Raw genomic sequence first — 20,935 nt, 5'->3', positions numbered from 1 at the left:
GAATGTGCAGCTTTAAAAAACCCTTGCGATTCATGTGTAAATATATCTCTTTTAAAATAAATACTTTTGCTCACCTAGATAAAAGGTCATGGGTTAAAAAACTTGAATTTATAAAAAAAGACCTGTACAAAAGCCTTAATAGGCATTTGTACAAGTCATAATAAGGAATTAGCTAAGCTAGATCCCATTTCATCAAATCAAATCGTCCCTCTCCACTAAAAAGAATTTCTTTTTCCTTTAGCTTAGGGAAATAACGGGCTGTGAATGTTTCTTCTCCTTCATTAATAAATATTTCTAATGAAGAGGTATCTATAAATATTTGCATCGTCTTTAGGTTATCCAATTTACACGTTCTTGACTCTATTAAATTTGTTCTTACATTTCTTCTTTGTAAGCTTACTTCACTTTTTTCTTGGTCATAGATAAAAATAGCCTCGTTACGGAAGTTTATTCTAAACTCATATCCTAACAATTGAATGGATTCTATTTTTAATTCCAAACAATCCCCTGCTAGAGTTGCAGACTTTCCATTTTTCTCATCTATAACTAGATTAGGAATATAAACTTGATTTTTCCGAAACTGATTTAATTCCATTACAGGAGTCTGATAAACTTTTTCGTTTTTAAGAGTCAGTACTCTTGGCAGTGTTAAGGCATGCAGCCATCTATGAGAAACCGTAGGATGATGAGCTTCTGCCTCATCGGTTATTCCCATCCAGCCGAACATAATTGTTCTTCCCTTATCATCAACAAATGTTTGCGGAGCATAGAAATCAAATCCTCGATCTAGTTCCGTAAAAGGACCATGCTTGAACAGATGGTTTTCATAATCTAATTCTCCTATGAAATACCCAGACTGAAATAGATTATTATATACATGTTCTATTGGCTCAATCCCTTGAGGAGAAGTGAGTAAAATATCCTTTCCATTTAAATGAATGAGATCTGGACATTCCCACATGTATCCGAAATCCTTTATATCATTCATCTCATCGCCAGCCATTTTCCCAGCTTCATTCCAATGATATAAATCCTTTGAATAATATAAAACAATTGCTCCCTTATTAGCTAATGTCTGAGCACCTACTACCATGTACCAGAGGTCACCATGCTTCCAAACCTTTGGATCACGAAAATGAGCCGTATATCCTTCTGGAAGATTTATAACAGGCCCATATTTAGTGAATTTTATGCCATCAGCTGAGACCGCAAGACACTGATACGTTTCGCGAGTGCCATCATCTTTCTTTACGTTTCCCGTATAAAAGAGGTAAAGCTCACCATCTGATTCAACCGCACTGCCAGAATAACAGCCATTTTTTTCATACCACTCACTTGGGGCAAGTGCAATCGGCTGCGCATCCCAATGAATTAAATCCTTTGATGTATAATGCCCCCAATACTTAGCTCCATGTGCTGTATCAAAAGGATTCCATTGATAGAAAACATGATAGATTCCTTTAAAATGTATTAAACCGTTCGGGTCATTTAACAGCCCAACCGGGGGCATAAGATGATAATTTAATCTATACGGATCTTGATCAACCAACGTTTTATATTTACTCACTTCTTCATTTGCTTTTTGAATAAGGAGATGTTCTCTTTCTGACATACCAGAACCTCCTGCTGTGTATTTTAAATTAAGAAAAAAAGGAAAAGGCAAGAGTAAATCCTGCCTTCTTTTTATGAAGCCTTTTCAATTTGTTCCTTCACTTTATCTGAATAACCGAACATCCAGGTAAGGATGAAAGCAACAGCAATGGAGACAAGGTTAACTAAAATATATTGAAGTAATTGTCCATTCAAATACAGTAATGTCCCTGGTATAACTGTAATAGCCATTCCTGTAGCTTTAAGTCCTAAAATCGATGCCAGGAATCCTCCTGCCGCTCCACCAATTAAACCCATGATAAACGGCTTTCCATATCGCAGATTGACCCCAAATATGGCTGGTTCTGTGATTCCTAAAAATGCGGAGATGGATGACGGATAAGCGAGTGCTTTCAATTTAGTTGATTTTGTTTTAAGAGCTACAGCAAGTGCTGCTCCACCTTGGGCAGCAGTAGAACATGTAACAATTGCGTTATATGGGTTATTCTTAAATTCAGCCAACAACTGAATCTCCAGCATATTAAAAATATGATGAACCCCTGTGATGACAATCAGCTGATTAAGTCCACCCAATAGAATACCGCTAATTCCAAATGGCCAGGACAGAACCTCGGTTGCTGCTGTGAGAATTCCTTGCTCTACTACATGGAAAATAGGTCCAACTACGAATAAAGCCATAATACTCATAATCAGCAATGTCAAAAATGGTGTAACAATTAAATCCAATGCTTCAGGTACCCGTTTCCTAATCAGCCTTTCCAATTTTGCTCCTATGATACCGGCGATGAAGGCTGGCAAAACAGAGCCCTGATATCCGACAACTGGAATAAAACCTAAAAATTGAAGAGGCTCAACACTTCCGCCTGCAACTCCCCATGCATTTGGCAATGATGGGCTGACAAGCATTAATCCCAGTACCAATCCTATTATCGGAGTTCCGCCAAACACTCTAAATGTAGACCAGGCAATAAGAGCTGGCAAAAAGATAAAGGCGGTATCTGTCAGTATTTCTGTATATAGTAAAAAGTTCTTTGAAACATCGGCCGGCTCCATTCCGAAAAAGGCAAGAACCTGTTCCTGCATAACTAAGCCGCGCAATCCCATAAATAAACCAGTGGCCACCAATACAGGGATGATTGGAACAAACACATCTCCAAACGTTCGAATCGCTCGTTGGAACCTTGAACCGCTTTTCACAGCCTCTTTTTTCTGATCTGAGACTGAGGATGTATCAAGTCCAAGCTGGGAAATTTCTTCATAAATTTTATTAACGGTTCCTGTTCCAAAAATGATTTGATACTGTCCTGAATTAAAGAAAGCTCCTTTAACCTTAGCAATATCTTCTACCTGTTTCTGATTGATTTTTTCTTTATCATTTACCATAATTCGAAGCCTTGTTGCACAATGAGCGATTGAATGAATATTTTCTCGGCCTCCAACTGCTTTAATAACCTCTTCTGCTATTTTGCGATTTTCAGACAATTCCTTCACCCCTGTTCAAAATATAGTATTCTTCTGTACGAAAGTTATGTTTTCTGTGTGGAATCGATTACATAAAACTCATGAGAAATGGTTTACGTATTCTGATTAATATACCGTTTTGAATTATACTCCAAGATGAGCCTACCTTTATACAAAGCTAGTAATCTTCATCTTCAATAGATTGAATCTACAGCCTAGTATACTTATCCGTATATGGAATCGATTCTACAAAGCATAAAAAATATGTAATCGAAATATTTTGAAAACGATTACACATCTATTATATGCTTTCTCTTTCGACAAGTCTATATGTAATTTTCCTTTTTTCTCCATTAAGTACTTTTCTTTCTATCTCGCCCAATATCATCAAGGCTGATTCACGGCCGGCATCTTCAATAGCAAAATCTACTGTGGTCAATGATGGGGTAATGAATCTCGATAGCTCGGATGCCCCCATACCAGCTACAGCAATATCACCGGGAATCGATAATCCATATTGTTTAATTGTTTGCATCGCACCAATCGCAAGTCGATCTGTTACCGTTAAAACTGCTGTTGGTTTTATCCTGGATTCATTGATAATTTGCTTCATGCATTCAGAGCCTGATTCAACATCAAAAATCCCTTTTTGAACCCAACTTTTTTCAACTTCTAAATTTGCTTCTTTCATCGCATCAAGGTATCCTTTTTTTCTTGAGACTCCAACGGCCTGATCCGTTTCATCCACACCTATAAAGGCGATTTGTTTATAGCCTTTTTTAATTAAGAGATTTGTCATATCCTTTGAGGCCTGGTAATCATCATATAAAACATTGGTTAAGCCCTCAACGGATTGGCCGACCATTACAAAGGGAATGTTCAACTGATTGATTTCTGCAAGTAATTCCTCATTACAATTGGTTGCAGACAAAATAATGCCATCTACATGCCTTCCTTTTAAAAGTCTCAAGGATTCAATTTCTTTCTCAGGGTTTAAATTGGTATTCGAAAGCAAAATCTGATAGCCCTTATTTGAGAGAATCTCATCTATTCCAGAAACCAGTCTGCTAGATGTTTCTGTACTTATTTTTGGGAGGATTACCCCAACTGCTTTCGTCTTTTTCGTCCTTAGCGATTTTGCATTCTCACTCGGAATATACCCCGTTTCTTTAATGACCTCTTCCACTCTTTTTTTTGCTGCTTCACTTACATAACCGGAGCTATTTAATACCCTTGAAACAGTTGTTCGAGAAACATTTGCCCTCTCAGCAATTTCCTTTATTGTAATCACAGACAGTTCCTCCTCACCCGTAAAAATCCACATAATTTCATTCCAACTATATCTTTTCTGGGGGTTATTGTCTATTCAATTTCTACACATTATAGAGTTATTAATTTAAGAAATTTAAAGCTAAATATCCGCCTTTGAAAGGCCTATTGTTATTAAAGATTTCACTTTAGATTTAACTTTCTAGCCAATATAAGTAAAAAACCTTGAAAGGCCAGTTATAGCCAATCAAGGTCAATTAATTTTTACTACTTCCAATTAATCCATAATCCTCAATTAAATCAATATAATATTCATTATTATTGAGAAACTTTCTAAAAAATTCTTCTACCGATTCAGCTATTTGAACATCGAAATAAAATATTGGATTATTAGCTAATTGTAAATCTATTGAAATATATACACCCTCGTTCACTTCAAAAAATAAGTTTATCTACATCATCAAAAAGTTCAACTAAATCTGAATCCGATTCAAAAATACCTTCTCTTAATCTAATATCTGCTACAGCACCGGGTCCCAATATTCTATTAATTGCATTAGCACTTTGACCTTTAATAAAACCATAAACAACTTCTAAATATGATTGTTTTAAATCATCTGGAAAACTAATGCCCATTCTTTGTTCAGCTTTTAATATATCATCTTCAGATATCTTATATGTTTTATTTTCCAGTTCATTAATAAATCCAAAATCAGCTATATGCTATATATAACAACTTAAAGTTTACTCTTTTTTGCTTCTAAGAACCACTCATTAAAAATGTGACTGGCCGTTTTAACCTCATCGTGTGTATATATTAAATCATACTTGTATTCAGCTTTGAAGTTCCCACTCTTAACATCATATATTAATTTCATTTCAGTAGGCATATCTCTGTCATATTCCTTACATAATACTTTTACTTTTTCAATATCTTCACATAGTATGCGCATTACCGCCATCATTCGTTCTGGAGAAGCATCATATCTCTCTTCTCCATTCTCTAATGCTTCATTCACCTTGTGACATTCTATATATTTATTATTTATTAAATAAAAGAATTTACTCGATATTACTCCTTCTTCACTTGATGCATAGACATACACTTTATCTGCTCTATCTTCCACATATTCTAGACATATAGAAATCATATCTGATTGTAATTCACTAAATCTCTCTTCAAATTCATTCATCTACTTTTTCACCCCTTAGATTAATTGTTAAAAATCCCAAATTCTGGGTTACCATCTATAAAGTAATTAACTATAAATTTTTCTGGACGTACATCATTTCCTGCGTATACTATTTCCACATCAACCGTCACCTTTTTGGATGTATGTCTTTTAAAACTACAGCTCATTCATCTTAAATTTTCTTATATTGCTTTAAATTTACATCAGATAATTGCGATACCAGATTGCCGAGTTTAGGTGATTCACCAAACCTATCACCTGCTAAATACCCAGCATAATCTTGTCCTTTTACTTTACCTAATAAATCTCACAGTGAATACACAATTAGATTACACTAAAACTAGTAAGCTACATGAAAAAGCACTTGTTGTCTCCTAGTTGTTTAATGCGATCCTTAAATAAATTCTGGTCTTTTGGAAATATCCATAAAGAAGAAACCTTGCCTAAGTAACGAAAACTCAATCAAGGTTAGTAATCAGTTAGTTCATTTTATTAAATTATTTTCTTTTTTAATCTGTTCAAACCACAATCTAGCAATGGAACTTGCAGTTTTATTAGTATCATCATGTGTATATACAAGCTCATATTTATAATCTGCTATTAGTTTGTTTGCTTTTACATCATAAACCATCTTAATTTCTGTCGGCATATCATAATTATACTCTTTACATAATTTAACCATTTCCTTTATATTTTCATTAATAATTCTAACAACTCCTTTTTGTCGTTCCACTGATACATCATATGAAAAATTAACATCTTCTTCGCCTAATGCATCATTAAGTTTATGTTTCTCGACAATATATCCATTGATATTATAAAAAAAGTTATTAGCAATAAGACCTTCCTCATGTGAACAATATATATATATTTTATTAGCTCTTTCAAAAACATACTCTAAACATATCGAAACTATATCTGCCTGTAACTCACTAAAATGATCTTCAAATTCTTTACTCAATATATCCACTCCTAATTTAATATATTTATTTCACAATAATCTCCATTCATCTCATAATTCACCATAAGTTCTGATAATCTAAAATTATTTCCGTCGTATTTAATTTCAAAATTTGATTTAATATAAATTAAAGAAAAAACCCTTGAAAGGCGCAAAAACATTCAAGAGTTTTTTTATTATCGTTCTTTAATCAGCTAGTAACTCCAAATAATATTTATCATTTTCTTCTATTTTACTTAAAAATTCTTTAAGAGAATTCGCAATTTGAATATCATAATAGTAAACTGCACTTCTATTATTTTCATTCAATTCTATAGACATTAAAGCTGATTCACTGCCTTCAAAAAATATAAGTTTGTTATTCTCAAATTCATCATAGATTTCTATGTCGGGATAAAACTCAAAATCATTAACTCTTAATCGAAAATCTCTTACTGAATATGGGTCCATAATACGATTAATATTAAACTCTGAACCTTTAATAAATCCGTAGCCAACCTCTATATAAAAATCAACTAACTCCTTAGGAAATATTAAATCGAGTTCCTCCTCAACCTCTTTTATTTCGTTTTCAGTCACTGGGTAAAAACTTTTTTCTTGGTTTGCCTTAATAAATTCATAGCTCATTATTTTTTACCTCCATTAAATAGTGTATTTGCTGGTGAACCTGCTCCATGAATACCAGCTTGATGGTCATTTGGTAATCTTGCAGAATGCACATTCCACCATTCATGTTCTCCGCCAAAAGTATTTTCAATTATATGATAAGCATCATAATTATCTCACTTGTTTCCTAATTACCTGTTTTTTCTGAAATAACATTTTCATTATATACAGGCCACTTTTGCCAGTATTTTCTTCCCACTCTTTAATTACTTTATTTTTTACTTTATCAAATTCTGCCCTATGCTTAGCTGTTTCTATTGGCAACATTTTTTTATATTCTTTAACTCTTAAGGCTGCCTTCAACTTCTCTATTTGGTTTTTAGGTAACTCCCTACCTGTTCGTCCTTCTATATCTCTAATATATTTTTTTATTGTATCAGAATCTATTTTATTACCCGTACCCTTATCAGCATCCACACCATCACTAACCCCCAACCTACTACTCTCCCTATTCTCTAAGACATGAGTATTTTCAACCTTTCTATTAACATGTATCCCTGCGCCAAAGTCATCAGCAAGAACCATTTTTCTAGTAGAAAGGATGTTACTGGTAGCAATTATGGCTTTATCTGCTGCTTGTGCCACTCGATTCCATCATTGGCTGATTTGTCCTTTTACTTTCAGTAAATTTCACTGGAGAATACACAATTAAATTACACGCTCTGTATATAAAACTAATAAGCTATATAAAAAAGCACTTGTTGTCTATACCTAAGACAATTTCAAGCGCTTTCCAGATTACTTTTCCTCAAATTTCTTCATCTTCTCAATCAAATCTATGTCTTGCTGTTCTTTATTTTTATCTACATATTTATATTCAAAATATTTAATCCTATCTGTTGGACCAAACTTGCTATCATACCAATTAGTATAATCAAAATGTACATTCAATTTGCTAGCATCCTTAACTATTAATGAAACTGAAAACCACGGTTCTTGGTCATTCTCAATAAATATCTGTTGAAGGTTTACAGTTAGTTCAAATAACTTGTGAAGGTCTTTCTTATATGTTCTTTTATCTATATTGTAATATCTAGGAATATAGTGTGAAAAAACATTCTGCTTCTCACCTTTAGGTGTAAAGAAGAAGAAAACTCCCCCATCCCTTTCTTTTACTTCTCCATTAAAATAGAAATTATCCCATTCAACAGGAATCATATCGCTAACCTGTTGAGCGATTTCATTATATAAGTTGTTAAGCTTTGATTCAAAACTCATCTTCTCATCCCCCTGATTTAATTGCAATCTCACGTATAACTGGAAATTGACCTTCTATTTCATATTCAACAATCAAGCTATCTGGTCGCATAGAATAATTAGTGTAAATGGGTTCAATGATAAGAGAGACTTTCTTAGGCGGGATCTCTTTCAGTGCATTAGCCCACTCTGTCTCCATTTCATACCATACCCCACCTCTTCTATTAATCTGACTGTTTTGTGGGACAAGATTATCTATATCTGCAGGCCCATTAAACTGTGCTCCAATTAAGTGACCACCATCATCATTAGATGTATATGTTCTATCACTAATTAAAAATGTAATGCTTCTAAACACACCGAGTATAATACAGTTGTTTCTTTTAAAAGCAACACCTTGTATTTATAAACCCACTTTAGAATATAGATGCTCTTTTATATAATATATTAATTATCACCATGAGTATTGTCATACTTAGTAGTTTGTTAGTTACTCCCTGTTATAACTCCTTTTACCACGTAAACTGCCAACTCGCCTATTTACCTTATTATTTTCACAAACTCAGTACTAAAACAGAATGCCTTGAAGAAATACTACCTTCATGAGCTATGAATTTAAAACAATCTTTTTTAGTTGTCCAAAGCATAAATTTCTCACCAAAAAAACAAAAAGCACTCGTTGCCATTAGTAGACAATCAAGTGCTTTATTCAATGTTTTACTACCTGTATAGTTTAGTTGTGTAACTTAAGATACCCCATAAATAAAATCTATAAAGAGTCTTTAAAAACATCTACATCGTTTTCGTTTAATACTGCTTTTATTTCATTACCTTCAAAAACAACCATATAATCATTTGGTAAAGCAAGAACTTGTATGATCTCTGGTTTAATTTTTAGTAGTTGAGAAGCATAAAGAGCATACAACTCTGTAGTATTATCATCCTCTACAGGACCTATATACCAACCTGAATCTCCTTTTTCAACATCTCCATTTCTTTGTAAATATATTTTCTCGAGCTCTAGTACACCTTTAGAAAGTATGATTTTATCACTAAATTTTATTGATAAACCATCGATATTTATCTTTCTCAAAAAATGACCTTGTTCTAGTTGTACCCACAATGCTAAAGTTAAATCTTCTGTTGTATCTTCAAATGGATTTCTAGAGTAATCAGGAGAAGTCAATATAAAATCCCCGGTTTCTCTCTCATGTAAATAGTAGACGGACCAACCAACTTGTAAAGTGAATCCATGAATTAATTTATTTCGGTCTACCTGCTCTAATATAGCAAACAAAATTTCTATTTGAGGTTCTAATTCTTTTTCGGCAGTCACTATAATGGTTTTGCCCTTAATAATCTTTTCAAATTTCTTCATTTCTTCAACCTCTCTTCTATAGCTACTTTTAGAGCTTCTCTAGCTTGTTTCTCTTTTTCTAGCATTTCCATTCTAACATTAACAGGAACCTCACCCATCTTAGAATGTCCTTTCCAATCAGCCCAACTATGAGCCCCCTTACACCCATTTCTCTTTCTTATTTCGTTCCTCCAAGTATTATAACGCTACTCCATGATGGTACTACCTTCATGAGCTATGAAATTCGGTAAAGCAACATCTATGTCACCCAAAGTTTAAATTCAACAAAACAAAAACACCTGTTACCAAAATTGGTAATCAAGTGCTTTATAGTTATCTATTTTAGAATTTTCAACTTAATATCTTTATTATCTCTTCTTTTGTTGGACCATCATTTATAGAATTGGGATAATTTTCAATTAAATAATCTAACAAAATGTCTTTACTCTTATTATCTTTCTTAGCATCTAAAATGGCATCAAAATTAGTATTAAATTCATTAATAGTCTCTTCGATATCAACTGCTTCAATAGTTGCTGGTAGATATTCATCTTTTTGACATATATAAGCCTGACGAATCGTGAAAGCTATTGCATCTGCTACACAGATCCAAATTTTTAATTTGTAATCATCCTCCTCGAATTGCATTAGAGTTATTACGCCTGTATCATCTAGATTTTCAAAATACCAATACAAATCATCTGCATCTATATTCTTATGCTCTAACCAATCCCAGCATCGATCTAGTGCTTTTCTCAAAGTTTCATAGTTTTTAGAGCTCACAAGATTTGGAATAACTTTCTCCGAAAGACCTAAAAAGTATACTACTTGAGCCTCTGAATTAATTAAACTAAAATCTTTAAACATTTACCCTTCTCCTAATCTATATATTTCCCGTTTTTTACAACGAATTCCAATCTACCGTTTGGTCTAACATTTTCTGCTGTTTCAGATGTAACCTTTATTGTTATGTTCGGAAACATCTCGCTAAATTGTTTAAATATACCTGGTGGAACACTAGGATTATTTAATCCTTGAATACACGTTGGACACACTCCTTTTACATTTGATTGGTGTATATTTAAAATCCCAGTAATTTCTTCTGGTTTTTTACCAAGCTCTTCAATATTTTTTATAAATTCATTTAGGATGACTTCTTCAGCATGTCTGGTTGCACTCGCAATTTTCCCTGGTGATTTTATTGGTCTATCAGGCATAGCAGTATCTAAATCAGGTAAACCCGCTTCTTTTCTAACCGCAGGAGACCCTCCTTCAAATATTATATCTTCAAGGCCAGGTACATCAGTCTTACCCACTGCGATTGTATCCTTTTCTGGAACATTCCACTTTTTCCGTAAATCATCCAAATCTTCCTTGGCCAGTTGTTTTTTTTCATTACCCTTACCAGCATCCACACCATCACTAACACTAAACCTACTCCTCACCCTATTCTCTAAGGCATGAGTATTTTCAACCTTACTATTAACATGTATCCCTGCGCCAAAGTCATCGGCGAGAACCATTGTTCTAGTAGAAAGGATGTTTTTGGTAGCAGTTATGGCTTTGTCTGCTACTTGTGCCACTTCGATTACATCATTGGCTAATTTATTTTTAACAGTTTATTTCCTGCACTATGTATTACAGACAAAATGGGGTTATCGTTTCATTACATTCTTTATCGAAATAAATTTAAGTAACACACTTTTCATTATCCCATAGAGTTCTGCGTGGAGGCATACGCGGAACACACAAATAGATTACACATCAAAAAGCACTTGTTACTTTTCCAAGTAATCAAGTACTTCATAGTTAAAACTCTTATTAATATCTTATAACTCAACTATTAAATATTTTGTAGAACGAACAAAAAGCATATTTTCAATTTACTCCTCAAATCGGATTATTCGGATACTCAATAAAATATCTATCGATCAACGCTTTGCTTTCAACATCTTCTGGTTCATTTCCTAAATATTTATACTCCCAAATAACTAACTGGTCATCAAAGCTATAATTTGTCTCAAACCAGTTGGTATAATCATAATGAATGGTAAATTTACCATTGTTATCTAACGATAAGGTAAATGAATACCATAGCTCTTGTTGATTATCATCGAAAACTTTTCTTAGTTTGTCACTCAGCTCAAATAGGTTTATTTCCTTTTGCCTATACTGCTCTTTATTAACGTTAAATTCAAAAGGAATTTCTAAACTATATTTATAGTTTTGTTCATCTTGGGGAGTGTTATAGAAGAAGTAAGTGCCTCCTCCGGTTTCTGAAACTTGAGCATACATATAAAATTTAATCCATTTTTCTGGAATCATTTCATTAACTGTTTCGGCAATTTCTCTATATATTTGGTTCATTTCATTTTCCATAGTCAACAATATCATCCCCCTGGTTGATTTTTAATAATTTTCTTAACTAATCTTTTTCCTTCAACTTTATAAAGAACCTCAAAATAGCTTGGTCTGAGTGAGTTCCCATTATAAACCGGTTCTATCTTTACAGATACCTTTTTCGGTGGGACTTTCTTCAAAGCTTTTGCCCAAATTGTCTCCATCTTATACCACTCTCCACCTGAACGGTTAATTTGGCTATTTTGAGCAACAAGATTATCAATATCTCCCGAACCATGAAACTGACTTCCTATTAAATGTCCGCCATCATCATCTGGTAATCTGTCTTCTCTACCGGCGGCTCTTTGCATCCCAAGATTTCTTTCCGCTTCTTTCAATATTAGATTATCTGCTTCAACGTCAACAATTCTTCCTAAATCATCTGTTGTATATTTATATCCATCACGTGTCACATAACGAACATTTGGTGAAAGTTCTTTTCTTCCCCTTTTTCCTTTAAGAAAATGGTCGCCATAGTTGACTTCACTTATTTCTGGAATTTTATTAGTTTTATTAGTAAGATTGTCACTAACATTACTAGAATTGTTAGGTGCAGTATCATCAACCCAACGACCGCCACTTAAAACTGCCTCGTCCCCCATCCTGGCAAACGCTAGTCTTTGTCGTGAAGAAGAGATATTTAGCGAGCTAGCAACGTATTTGAATAACTCGCCGACTTCCTTGAAATCCTTTACCACCTTATTTTTCAAGGCACTTCCTGCACTATTTATGGCCGCTTGAGCACTTCTCAAACGTGTTGCTGTGTGCTGTGCAGCTTGTTCTGTTAAATTTCTAATGGTAGCTGGTGCAGAAGGAATTGCTTTTATTCCATTCCTTACTCCTAATTCTCCCATATGCCCACTAAGTTGAGCAAGTTTAGCTCCCTTGGCAAATTTGGAGACAGCCCCTGCTGCAGGAATGATATCAAGTGGCGCTAACAAACCCCTTGTCCAGCGTTCGGATGTGCTCAATTCTCTTCCTGATACCCAGTCTTTCCCTGACACCGCGGTACTGACTTCCATCACTCCATAAGCCGCTCCTAAAGCAATTCCGGCTGGAGGGCATACTAATGAGACTCCTACAATCACGACCAATGCGGCAATTCCTGCCCAGAACTCCTTGTTTTCCTGCTTATCACGGATAGATTCATATTCAAAGGCGCGTGAGTTAACTGCAGCCATTCGATATTTATCCTCAGATATCTCCTGGTCTGGATTGGCAATCTTCCATTCTTCAAACTGTTGTTTCATCTGATCTGCATAAAAATTGCCGCCGCTCAATAAATCATCGATGCTTACTTCTGTTTTCGGCACTTCCATTTGAGTCGTGCCTGCTCCATAGCCATATTGCACCGTCTCTTTGGCACCGATTCGATTGCCGGTTGTATAGTTCGAAATGGAAAGGTCTCGCACAGATTGCACAAAAGCATCCATCTCCTTATAGAAGGGCTCATCAATTGTCCGGTCGACAATATCCCCGACTTTTCCGGTAAAGCGGTGCAAGACAGAGAAATCATCGGATAGGCTGTTATAGAGGCTTTTTTGACTTTTATGATGAAAGGAAATTGCGCCATCCACATCATATCTGGCAATATCCCTTTCAGCATCCTCAAGTACTTCATTGATATCCTTTAAGTGATCAAATACACCTGAACCAAGCCCACGTCCCACCAAGTCACTAAGTCCCGCTCGCATTTTCTCCCAGTCGGCGGGAATATATTTCACATCCATAGAAAACCCCTTTCCTAAACTTTACAGATCCTTGTTGATTCTCTAGGATGATTCGTTCTCATTAGACAGTCTTCTATCTTTTATTCGCCAACTGGGAGTATTTCCCTTTCGTTGATTTACAAAATATATCTTTTTACCCAATAAACAAACTCCATTTATAAGGCTAATGATTTATCATTCTAAAAAAAGACCTGCCCCAAAGTCGTTTTTACAGACTTCCTGAGCAGGTCCTTCTCAAAATCTTATGTTTCATATATAAAGTTAATTCGTCTTCTGTGCGCAATAGTTATAAAAGCAATCACAAAGGTTTATGATTTTATCTTTACTGACTAGGGCATTCACCCATTTTTTCGGAATATTCTCCATCCCGTGATACATACCAGCCATAGTTCCTGTAATAAAAGCAATCGTATCGGTGTCACTGCCCAAGTTTACCGCTTCAAGAACGGCAGCTTCATACGTAGGATGCTTAAAAAAGCACCATAAAGCTGCTTCAAGCGAATGAACAACATAACCATCGGAGCAAATATCATCACGGTCTGCTTCGAGCAAGCTTAGATTAAAGATTCTTTCATATGAAGCAAACTCCTTTTGATAAGTATCCTCTGCTGCGAGCTCCTCCTGGCATGTATTGACCGCCATCTTCAAGGAATCTAAAGGTGCGTGTTTACCGTACATATTCAATAAAAACTCTACGTAAATAATTGTACCGAGTGTAGATCTTGGATGGCCATGTGTGATATGCGCAATCCTCTCTATTTCCTTTTTCCTCATTTGGAAATCAGGCTCTTTCGATAATGTAAATACGAGTGGCACTATACGCATAAGCGCGCCATTGCCATTATCATATTCCGTTTTTCCGCCACATTGAACAGCCGGTACACCTTGCTTATACCGGCTAATAGCATTTGCAGTTGCGATGCCGATATCGAACATTTCACCATATGGAGTCCAATACCCTTTTTCTTGGTAGGCAACAAACCGGTTCATCAAATCATTTTCATCTTTTTCTGCAATTAAATTTTCAATCAGGCACATCGTTAGTGATGTATCATCAGACCATGTTCCAGGAGGCATATTATAGGTTCCATAGCCGATCATATCTGTAACGCCGGCATTTCTGGCTTTAAATTCTACCGGTACACCAAGAGCATCCCCAATAATCCCGCCTATAATGGTTGAATATATCTTATCTTTCATTGTATCTGCTGGAACTCCATCTACTTTTCTTGTCATATGGAATCCTCCCTCATACTGTCTTTTATCTCATTTTACCAAACTAACCTTTCTTCTATAACGGGATTTCCCAAAAACTTAATTCCATTTCCTTCAATTTGTGAAAATAGAATGAATATGTTAATATATCAGAATACTTAATTTTTGGATATCCCTCCAAACTACCATAAAAGAGGACTGATAAAATGAAACAAAGTTTATACCTAGCAGGTGCATTTGTAGGAGTCATTGTTGGAGCGGGATTTGGCTCCGGCCAGGAAATCATGCAGTTTTTCACGAATTTCGGCTTTTACAGTATACCTGCCATTTTGCTGGCAACTGTCTTATTTTCCTTTATTGCCATGCAACTTTCTCAACTGGGCAGCCATATGCAAGCCACCTCACATAAAGAAATCATCGAGGTTCTCTGCGGACGTTTTCTTGGTCAAGCACTGGATATAATTTTATCGTTCTTTTTATTTGGCGTTGGTGTAATTATGATAGCGGGCGCAGGATCAATTGTTGAAGAACAATTTGGGATTTCTGCCATTTGGGGCTCACTGTTTATGACGGTTATTACCGTCCTGACCATGCTATTGAAGGTAGAAAAAATCATCTCTATCATTAGCTCAATCACACCATTTTTATTAGTTATTATGATTTTTATATCAGGATACGCCCTAATTAAAAATGGAATCACTCCAATAGACATAGAGCGTAATGTTGATTTAGACAAAGCAGCGGCTTCAAATTGGTTCATGTCCGCATTACTTTATGTATCCTTTAATGTTGCTGTCGGTTTCTCTATGCTATCTGTTATTAGCGGTACGTTTAAAAATAAAAAACAGGCAGCTATTGGCGGAATCATGGGCGGTATCCTGCTTGGTGTACTCATGCTGCTGATTAACATAGGTATGATGACTGATATGGCTAATATGCAAATTGTAGAAATGCCTACTTTATTTTTAGCTAATAGTATTTCACCTTTAATTGGGAACCTGCTATCTATTATTCTATTAGCTATGATTTACAATACATGCGTGGGAATGTTTTATGCATTCACAGTGAGGATCATTCCTAAAGGACGCTTATTTCATCCTTCAGTTGTGATTGTCGGAGCAATTGGTTTTGGTCTTAGCTTTGCTGGGTTTACTACATTGGTAAACACTGTATATCCAATCATGGGTTATGTCGGATTTATTTTACTCGCAGCAATTGGCTGGTCCTGGATTAAATCTAAGCACCATGCTCCTGAAATCAATCGGATAAATTCAATAGCTGAAAAAGAAGAAAAAGCAGTATAAAACATTAAAATCCCCGTTCCATTTATGGCGCGGGGATTTTAATGTAATAAATGAATATATCCCTACAATCTCTCCAGTTTTATTGCTTTAAAGATTGGGGGATAGGATTCCATACCTTGGCTTATCCATACTTTCACCCTTTGTCCGTTTTTTAGTTCACCTCTATAATCACTTTGATGGATGGATAGACGACCAACGTCTTTATATTTGACGAGTATCTCCCGGATTGATAAATCCACGTCCTGATTCTCAAAACCTGGATCCAGCACAATGAAAACAGTATCACCTTTGCTAATGATAATCGTCCCTTCTTTTTCCAGGTGAGTCGGTTTGTCGTTTAAGTTCATACATATAGAGGACGATGAGAAGCAATAAGGATAACCCGATATATAGGGCAACCTTGGTCGTAATCTTCAAGATTCCACCTCCCTTACCGATCTATTATCAATACCTTTATTCTATTATTCCTAAAATTTCCCTCTTCACTTTTTTAATTAAGTATATAATTTAATAAAGGGGGAGCTGTAATGAATTGTTTAGGCTGTAAATTAGCACATAAAGAAGAAAATGTTCATGTAGTTTTTGAAGATGATTATGTTTGTTGTATTTTAGATATTGATCCTTATAATGAAGGACATGTTTTGATTTTACCTAAAAAACATGTTCGATACTTTGATGAATTTGACGAACATACGGCAAGCTCCGTGATGATGGCAGCAAAGAGGCTATCAAAAGTGATAAAAATCTTGTTTAATCCTGATGGTATTACAGTCTGTCAGAACGGTGGAGTATTTGATGAATTAACACATTTTCATATGCATGTAGTTCCGCGGTATAAAGGACAAAATTTTGCAGATTTCTATTCTGAAGATGGAGAAACAATCGTAGAAAAGGAACATGACTTAGAAGAGATGAAAAGAAGAATCACTGAAATGCTAAAGGTTTTGGATTAATTTCCACTACCTTTTGGTTTATTCATTCCATTATACTACACCCCGTTTTTTTCTTCTTTTTTTAAACCAAACTAAACTTAATAGATTTTAGTATCATTCCTGCTATCCCTTCATCTGTGCCCACCCATTGGTGAGTAATTATGTTCACTTTCTCATTCCTTCTACGCTTCATTTTGTGTGATACTCTTTCTTGTTTATTCCCAAATGACATATACATTTTTTTCAAATATAATGATAGGCGAGGTGAAAATATGATAACCAGAAATGGATGTCTGTTGATTGAACAAGGATTAATGAGGTTTCTCCTATTGTGAAGGCAGCATACCCATTGCGATTCCACCTCATAGTTAATCTTAATTTTTCTAAATACCATTTAATCGAGTAGTCTAAATCACTTACCTCTAAAAATACGGTATCAATTCTCTTTACCAGTCCTTCCATTCTTCCACTCCTTCTAATTATTGACCATGATTAAATTCCATAAAAGAAAGTGTATTTCCTACCCAAAAATTTAAATGGCCTCCGAAATTTAGAATTGAAATCTGACTTTTGGGGGCCGTTTCTAGATAGCCCTTTGAATTGAAAGAAACATCTGCTTTTTACTGCACAAATGAATCAGTCTTGTTCTTTAGCCCTCTGTGTATCCCTAATATTTTTTTGAACAGTTATGGCAGCGAATACGCTTAAGACAAATGACATACCATAAAACCCTTTTTCACTCAGATCAATACTTCCCGCATTATAAAGGCCGATGCCCATTAAGGCGATAGCAACAATTAGAGCAAACCAGCTAATTCCATAATAGATGGCTGTCACAGGTATATCCTCATCTCGATCTCTAACCGCTTTTTGTAATGATACTGCTGAATAAAGTCCAAATACTAATACTGCAAAATAATACCCTTTTTCATTTAATTCCATAGATGCATTAAATAACCCTATTAGATAAGCAACAACCCCAACTAATAATGCCGCCCAGGTAGCACCTTTAAAAGCTGCCGTCGGTTCCCCGGGATGTCTTTTCTTTTTGGAAACACTTTGTTCGTTATCTAATAAATACTCATTCTCATTAGACACTGAACCCTTCACCTCTTCTCTATATAAATAATAACTCTGATAAGCAGAATTCCGCCTCCATATCTATTATATAGAATATTCTTACAAATCAGTACATATTATCCTTTTAATTGTTCAGTACCTTCACAAGGACCTATTATAAAATACGAATATTCATCATCCTGGTAGAATAACCCAGCCTTTTAACCTCCATCAAAAGTAGTCATGCAAATAAAATAAAGTTGCAAAATAAAAAGTTCAACCAGTCTTGTTCTGGTTGAACTTCATTATTTTACAGCTTTATCTAAAAATCTCTGAGAATCTCACAGGCCTTATAATTTAACTGTCTCTGCTTTATTCACTTTTCTCTTATGGATTTTCTTCATTACAAATCTAGCAATCGGCTGCGCTACTATTAATTCAATCCAAAATGCCACACCGAAATTCCTAAACCAGCTCAAGAAGAAATTTTGAATTGGTTCTAGGCTGATTTGTTTTGAGCCAACCCATGTGCCGATAATGGTTAAAAGGACGGATAGAACAGTTACATTGAAAAATGTATTCATTAAAACTCTTGCATTGAATCCATCTGTTTTACCTATGAATTTAGGCATTATTTTACCAACCACAGGTCCAGCAACGAATCTCACCAATAAAACCACAATGATCCACATAATTGGAATGATCTTTAAGGTTTCAAGATAATTTTCTTTACTGAAACCACGTTCCAATCCCATAATAATTGGTGCAATCGTATTTACTGAGATGATTGAAATGATGAGCATAAATAATATGCCTTCTCTTGCGTTTTGTGGCAACCTATCTTCTCTATGCATATATACCCTCCGAAAATGAAAAATTCAGATGGCAGACGTATCAACAAGACATATATTTTTGGCATATCGACTACACCAATATCTCTACACACTGATTTAAACATATTACCATGTTAGGTAAAAATTTTTCAAGCACCTTTTTTAAAGGCTAATCGTGTTTTCCTATTCGTTCTTTAATAGATTCCAACTATACAAGTGATCTATTTCAAGAGTTTAACAGCAAATCAATGGGAGATGTCTGAATTAGATTTGTAGCTTATTGTAGGATACTATATAGCCGTTTAAATCCTTGATTGTACCTGATAATTCACCGGATGATTGATTTGCTTCATCTATAATAGCGGTTATTTCTTTTAAATCCTTTTCCGCTTTTAACGCTGAGTAAATCTTTTGCTCCAAGCTAAGTACTTCTTCATATTGATCAAGGGCTAGATTATATGTATTTAACAGTTTAATCAATGAGTTATGGAGACTCATATACGTTTCTTTATTTACTTTTTGATCTATTTTACTCAGTAGTTCCTCTGATTCCTTCATTTGTATTAATTGGTTTTCTACCAATGATTTGTCCTCGTCAACCATTAGTTTACACTGATTGATTGTCTCTTCAGCCTTACTTATTTGGTTTTCAGCCTTTTTTAGATTATCTGCTCCATTCTTTACTGTCATTTCGTATAGGGATTGCAGCTTATTATTTTCGGTATTAAAAAGCTCGCCATAATTCATATTAGACTTAAAATCCCATGCGACTTGATTATGAACCTTTAAATATTTTTCATCATACTTTTGTATTACTGGCAGAATTAAAACAGCCATTACCATAGTGATTACAATTATAGCTAGATATATACCTATTTTCTTTCTAATCATACGATTCCTCGACTTTATAATCTCTTATCTTTATGGAAGTTTGCCGGAAAGTGTTTTGATTCTTCGTATCTTTCAAATTCGTAGCCCGCTTCCTTTATACTTTTAATTATTCCTGGCAATGCCTCAATGGTACCTTTCTTTTCATGAATCAAGATAATTTCTTCAGATTCATTTAATTGCTTCAGAATTTCTCCTTTAATTTTTGAAGGATTCTCTTGCAGCTTCCAATCTTTTGAATCGATTGTCCAATCCCACATTTTTAACCCTGCGTGTGCAGCTTGATCTCGCAATTTCTTATTTAACCCTGGAGATGATCCATATGGACACCTGAATAAAATCGGCAAAATATTTACCTGTTCTTTGATCAATTGTTGCGTTTCCATCACTTCTTCTACAATTTTCCCCTTTTTGTACAATCTATTATAATCATGGCTCATTGAGTGCATTCCGATATAATCTCCTCGGTTGACATATTCCTTCGCCATATCCGGGTATTTCTTTATATTATTTCCGATCAAAAAATGAGTAGCAGGTATTTCAAATTGATCGAGTATAGCAATTAAATCCTTTGTATAAAGACTTGGACCGTCATCAATTGTTAAATAAACTACTTTTCTCTCTTTACCATTTAATCTTTTAGGCACTTTTTTTACGGTCCTTTCATATGTAACTATGTTCAGTTCTGGATGCCCAGATTGATCATTCGTTTTGTCAGCCAAACTGGAAGTCGGTTTGACCCAGCTCATTACGGTTATGGATAGCACAATAGTAACCAAGATTATTGCAAAATTACGCATTCTTTACTCTTCCTTTATAAATCTTTGTCTAACTCCTATTATATTACAATTCTTTTTCT

The 20,935-nt window shown here is 34.8% G+C and carries 25 protein-coding genes and 1 pseudogene; 2 read left to right on the top strand and 24 right to left on the bottom strand.

Annotated elements, in window-relative coordinates; genetic code table 11:
* Window positions 1–172 precede the first annotated feature (172 nt).
* The 17 genes and pseudogenes from AC4D4B_RS13405 to AC4D4B_RS13325 form a co-directional block, all read right to left on the bottom strand.
* Window positions 173–1,612, bottom strand: a complete 1,440-nt coding sequence (locus AC4D4B_RS13405; RefSeq protein ID WP_491000179.1) for a glycoside hydrolase family 32 protein — start codon at window positions 1,610–1,612, stop codon at window positions 173–175.
* A 71-nt stretch (window positions 1,613–1,683) separates the two neighbouring features.
* On the bottom strand, window positions 1,684–3,093 hold the full coding sequence (locus AC4D4B_RS13400) for a sucrose-specific PTS transporter subunit IIBC (RefSeq protein WP_491000178.1): 1,410 nt from the start codon (window positions 3,091–3,093) through the stop codon (window positions 1,684–1,686).
* Between the two features lie 280 nt (window positions 3,094–3,373).
* On the bottom strand, window positions 3,374–4,363 hold the full coding sequence (locus tag AC4D4B_RS13395; RefSeq protein ID WP_491000177.1) for a LacI family DNA-binding transcriptional regulator: 990 nt from the start codon (window positions 4,361–4,363) through the stop codon (window positions 3,374–3,376).
* A gap of 413 nt (window positions 4,364–4,776) precedes the next feature.
* Window positions 4,777–4,977, bottom strand: a complete 201-nt coding sequence (locus AC4D4B_RS13390; RefSeq protein ID WP_491000176.1) for a hypothetical protein — start codon at window positions 4,975–4,977, stop codon at window positions 4,777–4,779.
* A gap of 101 nt (window positions 4,978–5,078) precedes the next feature.
* A complete protein-coding gene (locus AC4D4B_RS13385; RefSeq protein WP_491000175.1) occupies window positions 5,079–5,534 on the bottom strand; it encodes an immunity protein YezG family protein in 456 nt (151 codons plus the stop codon).
* 20 nt (window positions 5,535–5,554) lie between these two features.
* The gene (locus AC4D4B_RS13380) at window positions 5,555–5,701 is read right to left on the bottom strand and encodes a DNA/RNA non-specific endonuclease (protein ID WP_491000174.1); all 147 of its coding nucleotides are present in this window, start codon (window positions 5,699–5,701) and stop codon (window positions 5,555–5,557) included.
* Between the two features lie 317 nt (window positions 5,702–6,018).
* Window positions 6,019–6,495 carry a DUF600 domain-containing protein gene (locus AC4D4B_RS13375; protein WP_491000173.1) on the bottom strand — a complete coding sequence of 159 codons (477 nt, stop codon included), beginning with the start codon at window positions 6,493–6,495 and terminating at the stop codon, window positions 6,019–6,021.
* Window positions 6,496–6,681: 186 nt separating this feature from the next.
* Window positions 6,682–7,122, bottom strand: a complete 441-nt coding sequence (locus tag AC4D4B_RS13370; RefSeq protein WP_491000172.1) for an SMI1/KNR4 family protein — start codon at window positions 7,120–7,122, stop codon at window positions 6,682–6,684.
* Window positions 7,122–7,563: pseudogene (locus AC4D4B_RS13365) on the bottom strand (hypothetical protein); the annotation flags it as partial. The pseudogene AC4D4B_RS13365 and the gene AC4D4B_RS13370, both read right to left, overlap by 1 nt.
* A 336-nt stretch (window positions 7,564–7,899) precedes the next feature.
* Window positions 7,900–8,379, bottom strand: a complete 480-nt coding sequence (locus tag AC4D4B_RS13360; protein WP_491000171.1) for an immunity protein YezG family protein — start codon at window positions 8,377–8,379, stop codon at window positions 7,900–7,902.
* A gap of 4 nt (window positions 8,380–8,383) precedes the next feature.
* Window positions 8,384–8,716 (bottom strand): DNA/RNA non-specific endonuclease, encoded by a 333-nt coding sequence (locus AC4D4B_RS13355; RefSeq protein WP_491000170.1) that lies wholly within the window; start codon window positions 8,714–8,716, stop codon window positions 8,384–8,386.
* A 411-nt stretch (window positions 8,717–9,127) separates the two neighbouring features.
* Window positions 9,128–9,736, bottom strand: a complete 609-nt coding sequence (locus AC4D4B_RS13350; protein ID WP_491000169.1) for an immunity protein Imm33 domain-containing protein — start codon at window positions 9,734–9,736, stop codon at window positions 9,128–9,130.
* A gap of 330 nt (window positions 9,737–10,066) precedes the next feature.
* The gene (locus AC4D4B_RS13345; protein ID WP_491000168.1) at window positions 10,067–10,582 is read right to left on the bottom strand and encodes an Imm6 family immunity protein; all 516 of its coding nucleotides are present in this window, start codon (window positions 10,580–10,582) and stop codon (window positions 10,067–10,069) included.
* A gap of 11 nt (window positions 10,583–10,593) precedes the next feature.
* Window positions 10,594–11,298 (bottom strand): hypothetical protein, encoded by a 705-nt coding sequence (locus AC4D4B_RS13340; protein ID WP_491000167.1) that lies wholly within the window; start codon window positions 11,296–11,298, stop codon window positions 10,594–10,596.
* A 307-nt stretch (window positions 11,299–11,605) separates the two neighbouring features.
* Window positions 11,606–12,094: an immunity protein YezG family protein gene (locus tag AC4D4B_RS13335; protein ID WP_491000214.1), complete on the bottom strand. Its 489-nt coding sequence runs from the start codon at window positions 12,092–12,094 to the stop codon at window positions 11,606–11,608.
* 11 nt (window positions 12,095–12,105) lie between these two features.
* The gene (locus tag AC4D4B_RS13330) at window positions 12,106–13,845 is read right to left on the bottom strand and encodes a DNA/RNA non-specific endonuclease (RefSeq protein ID WP_491000166.1); all 1,740 of its coding nucleotides are present in this window, start codon (window positions 13,843–13,845) and stop codon (window positions 12,106–12,108) included.
* 261 nt (window positions 13,846–14,106) lie between these two features.
* The gene (locus tag AC4D4B_RS13325; RefSeq protein WP_491000165.1) at window positions 14,107–15,081 is read right to left on the bottom strand and encodes an ADP-ribosylglycohydrolase family protein; all 975 of its coding nucleotides are present in this window, start codon (window positions 15,079–15,081) and stop codon (window positions 14,107–14,109) included.
* Window positions 15,082–15,266: 185 nt separating this feature from the next.
* Here AC4D4B_RS13325 and AC4D4B_RS13320 point away from each other — a divergent pair, with 185 nt between their 5' ends.
* Window positions 15,267–16,364, top strand: a complete 1,098-nt coding sequence (locus tag AC4D4B_RS13320; RefSeq protein WP_490996191.1) for a YkvI family membrane protein — start codon at window positions 15,267–15,269, stop codon at window positions 16,362–16,364.
* A gap of 62 nt (window positions 16,365–16,426) precedes the next feature.
* Here AC4D4B_RS13320 and AC4D4B_RS13315 read toward each other — a convergent pair whose 3' ends face one another.
* A complete protein-coding gene (locus AC4D4B_RS13315) occupies window positions 16,427–16,633 on the bottom strand; it encodes a DUF3221 domain-containing protein (RefSeq protein WP_491000164.1) in 207 nt (68 codons plus the stop codon).
* A gap of 22 nt (window positions 16,634–16,655) precedes the next feature.
* Window positions 16,656–16,781: a hypothetical protein gene (locus AC4D4B_RS13310; RefSeq protein ID WP_491000163.1), complete on the bottom strand. Its 126-nt coding sequence runs from the start codon at window positions 16,779–16,781 to the stop codon at window positions 16,656–16,658.
* A 110-nt stretch (window positions 16,782–16,891) separates the two neighbouring features.
* On the opposite strand from AC4D4B_RS13310, the gene AC4D4B_RS13305 reads away from it, so the two are divergent.
* Entirely contained in the window at window positions 16,892–17,317 is a 426-nt protein-coding gene (locus tag AC4D4B_RS13305) for an HIT family protein (protein WP_490996189.1), read from the top strand.
* Window positions 17,318–17,539: 222 nt separating this feature from the next.
* Here AC4D4B_RS13305 and AC4D4B_RS13300 read toward each other — a convergent pair whose 3' ends face one another.
* From AC4D4B_RS13300 to AC4D4B_RS13280, 5 genes are all read right to left on the bottom strand, one after another.
* Window positions 17,540–17,758: a VOC family protein gene (locus AC4D4B_RS13300; protein ID WP_490996188.1), complete on the bottom strand. Its 219-nt coding sequence runs from the start codon at window positions 17,756–17,758 to the stop codon at window positions 17,540–17,542.
* A gap of 174 nt (window positions 17,759–17,932) precedes the next feature.
* Window positions 17,933–18,394, bottom strand: a complete 462-nt coding sequence (yiaA, locus tag AC4D4B_RS13295) for an inner membrane protein YiaA (RefSeq protein ID WP_490996187.1) — start codon at window positions 18,392–18,394, stop codon at window positions 17,933–17,935.
* 311 nt (window positions 18,395–18,705) lie between these two features.
* Entirely contained in the window at window positions 18,706–19,209 is a 504-nt protein-coding gene (locus tag AC4D4B_RS13290) for a DUF2798 domain-containing protein (protein WP_490996186.1), read from the bottom strand.
* Window positions 19,210–19,452: 243 nt separating this feature from the next.
* Window positions 19,453–20,079: a YkyA family protein gene (locus AC4D4B_RS13285; protein ID WP_491000162.1), complete on the bottom strand. Its 627-nt coding sequence runs from the start codon at window positions 20,077–20,079 to the stop codon at window positions 19,453–19,455.
* Window positions 20,080–20,093: 14 nt separating this feature from the next.
* The gene (locus tag AC4D4B_RS13280) at window positions 20,094–20,876 is read right to left on the bottom strand and encodes a polysaccharide deacetylase family protein (protein ID WP_491000161.1); all 783 of its coding nucleotides are present in this window, start codon (window positions 20,874–20,876) and stop codon (window positions 20,094–20,096) included.
* Window positions 20,877–20,935: the final 59 nt, after the last annotated feature.

The organism is Pradoshia sp. Z6_59 (assembly GCF_058267515.1).
This window is presented reverse-complemented; position numbering and strand designations above follow the sequence as displayed.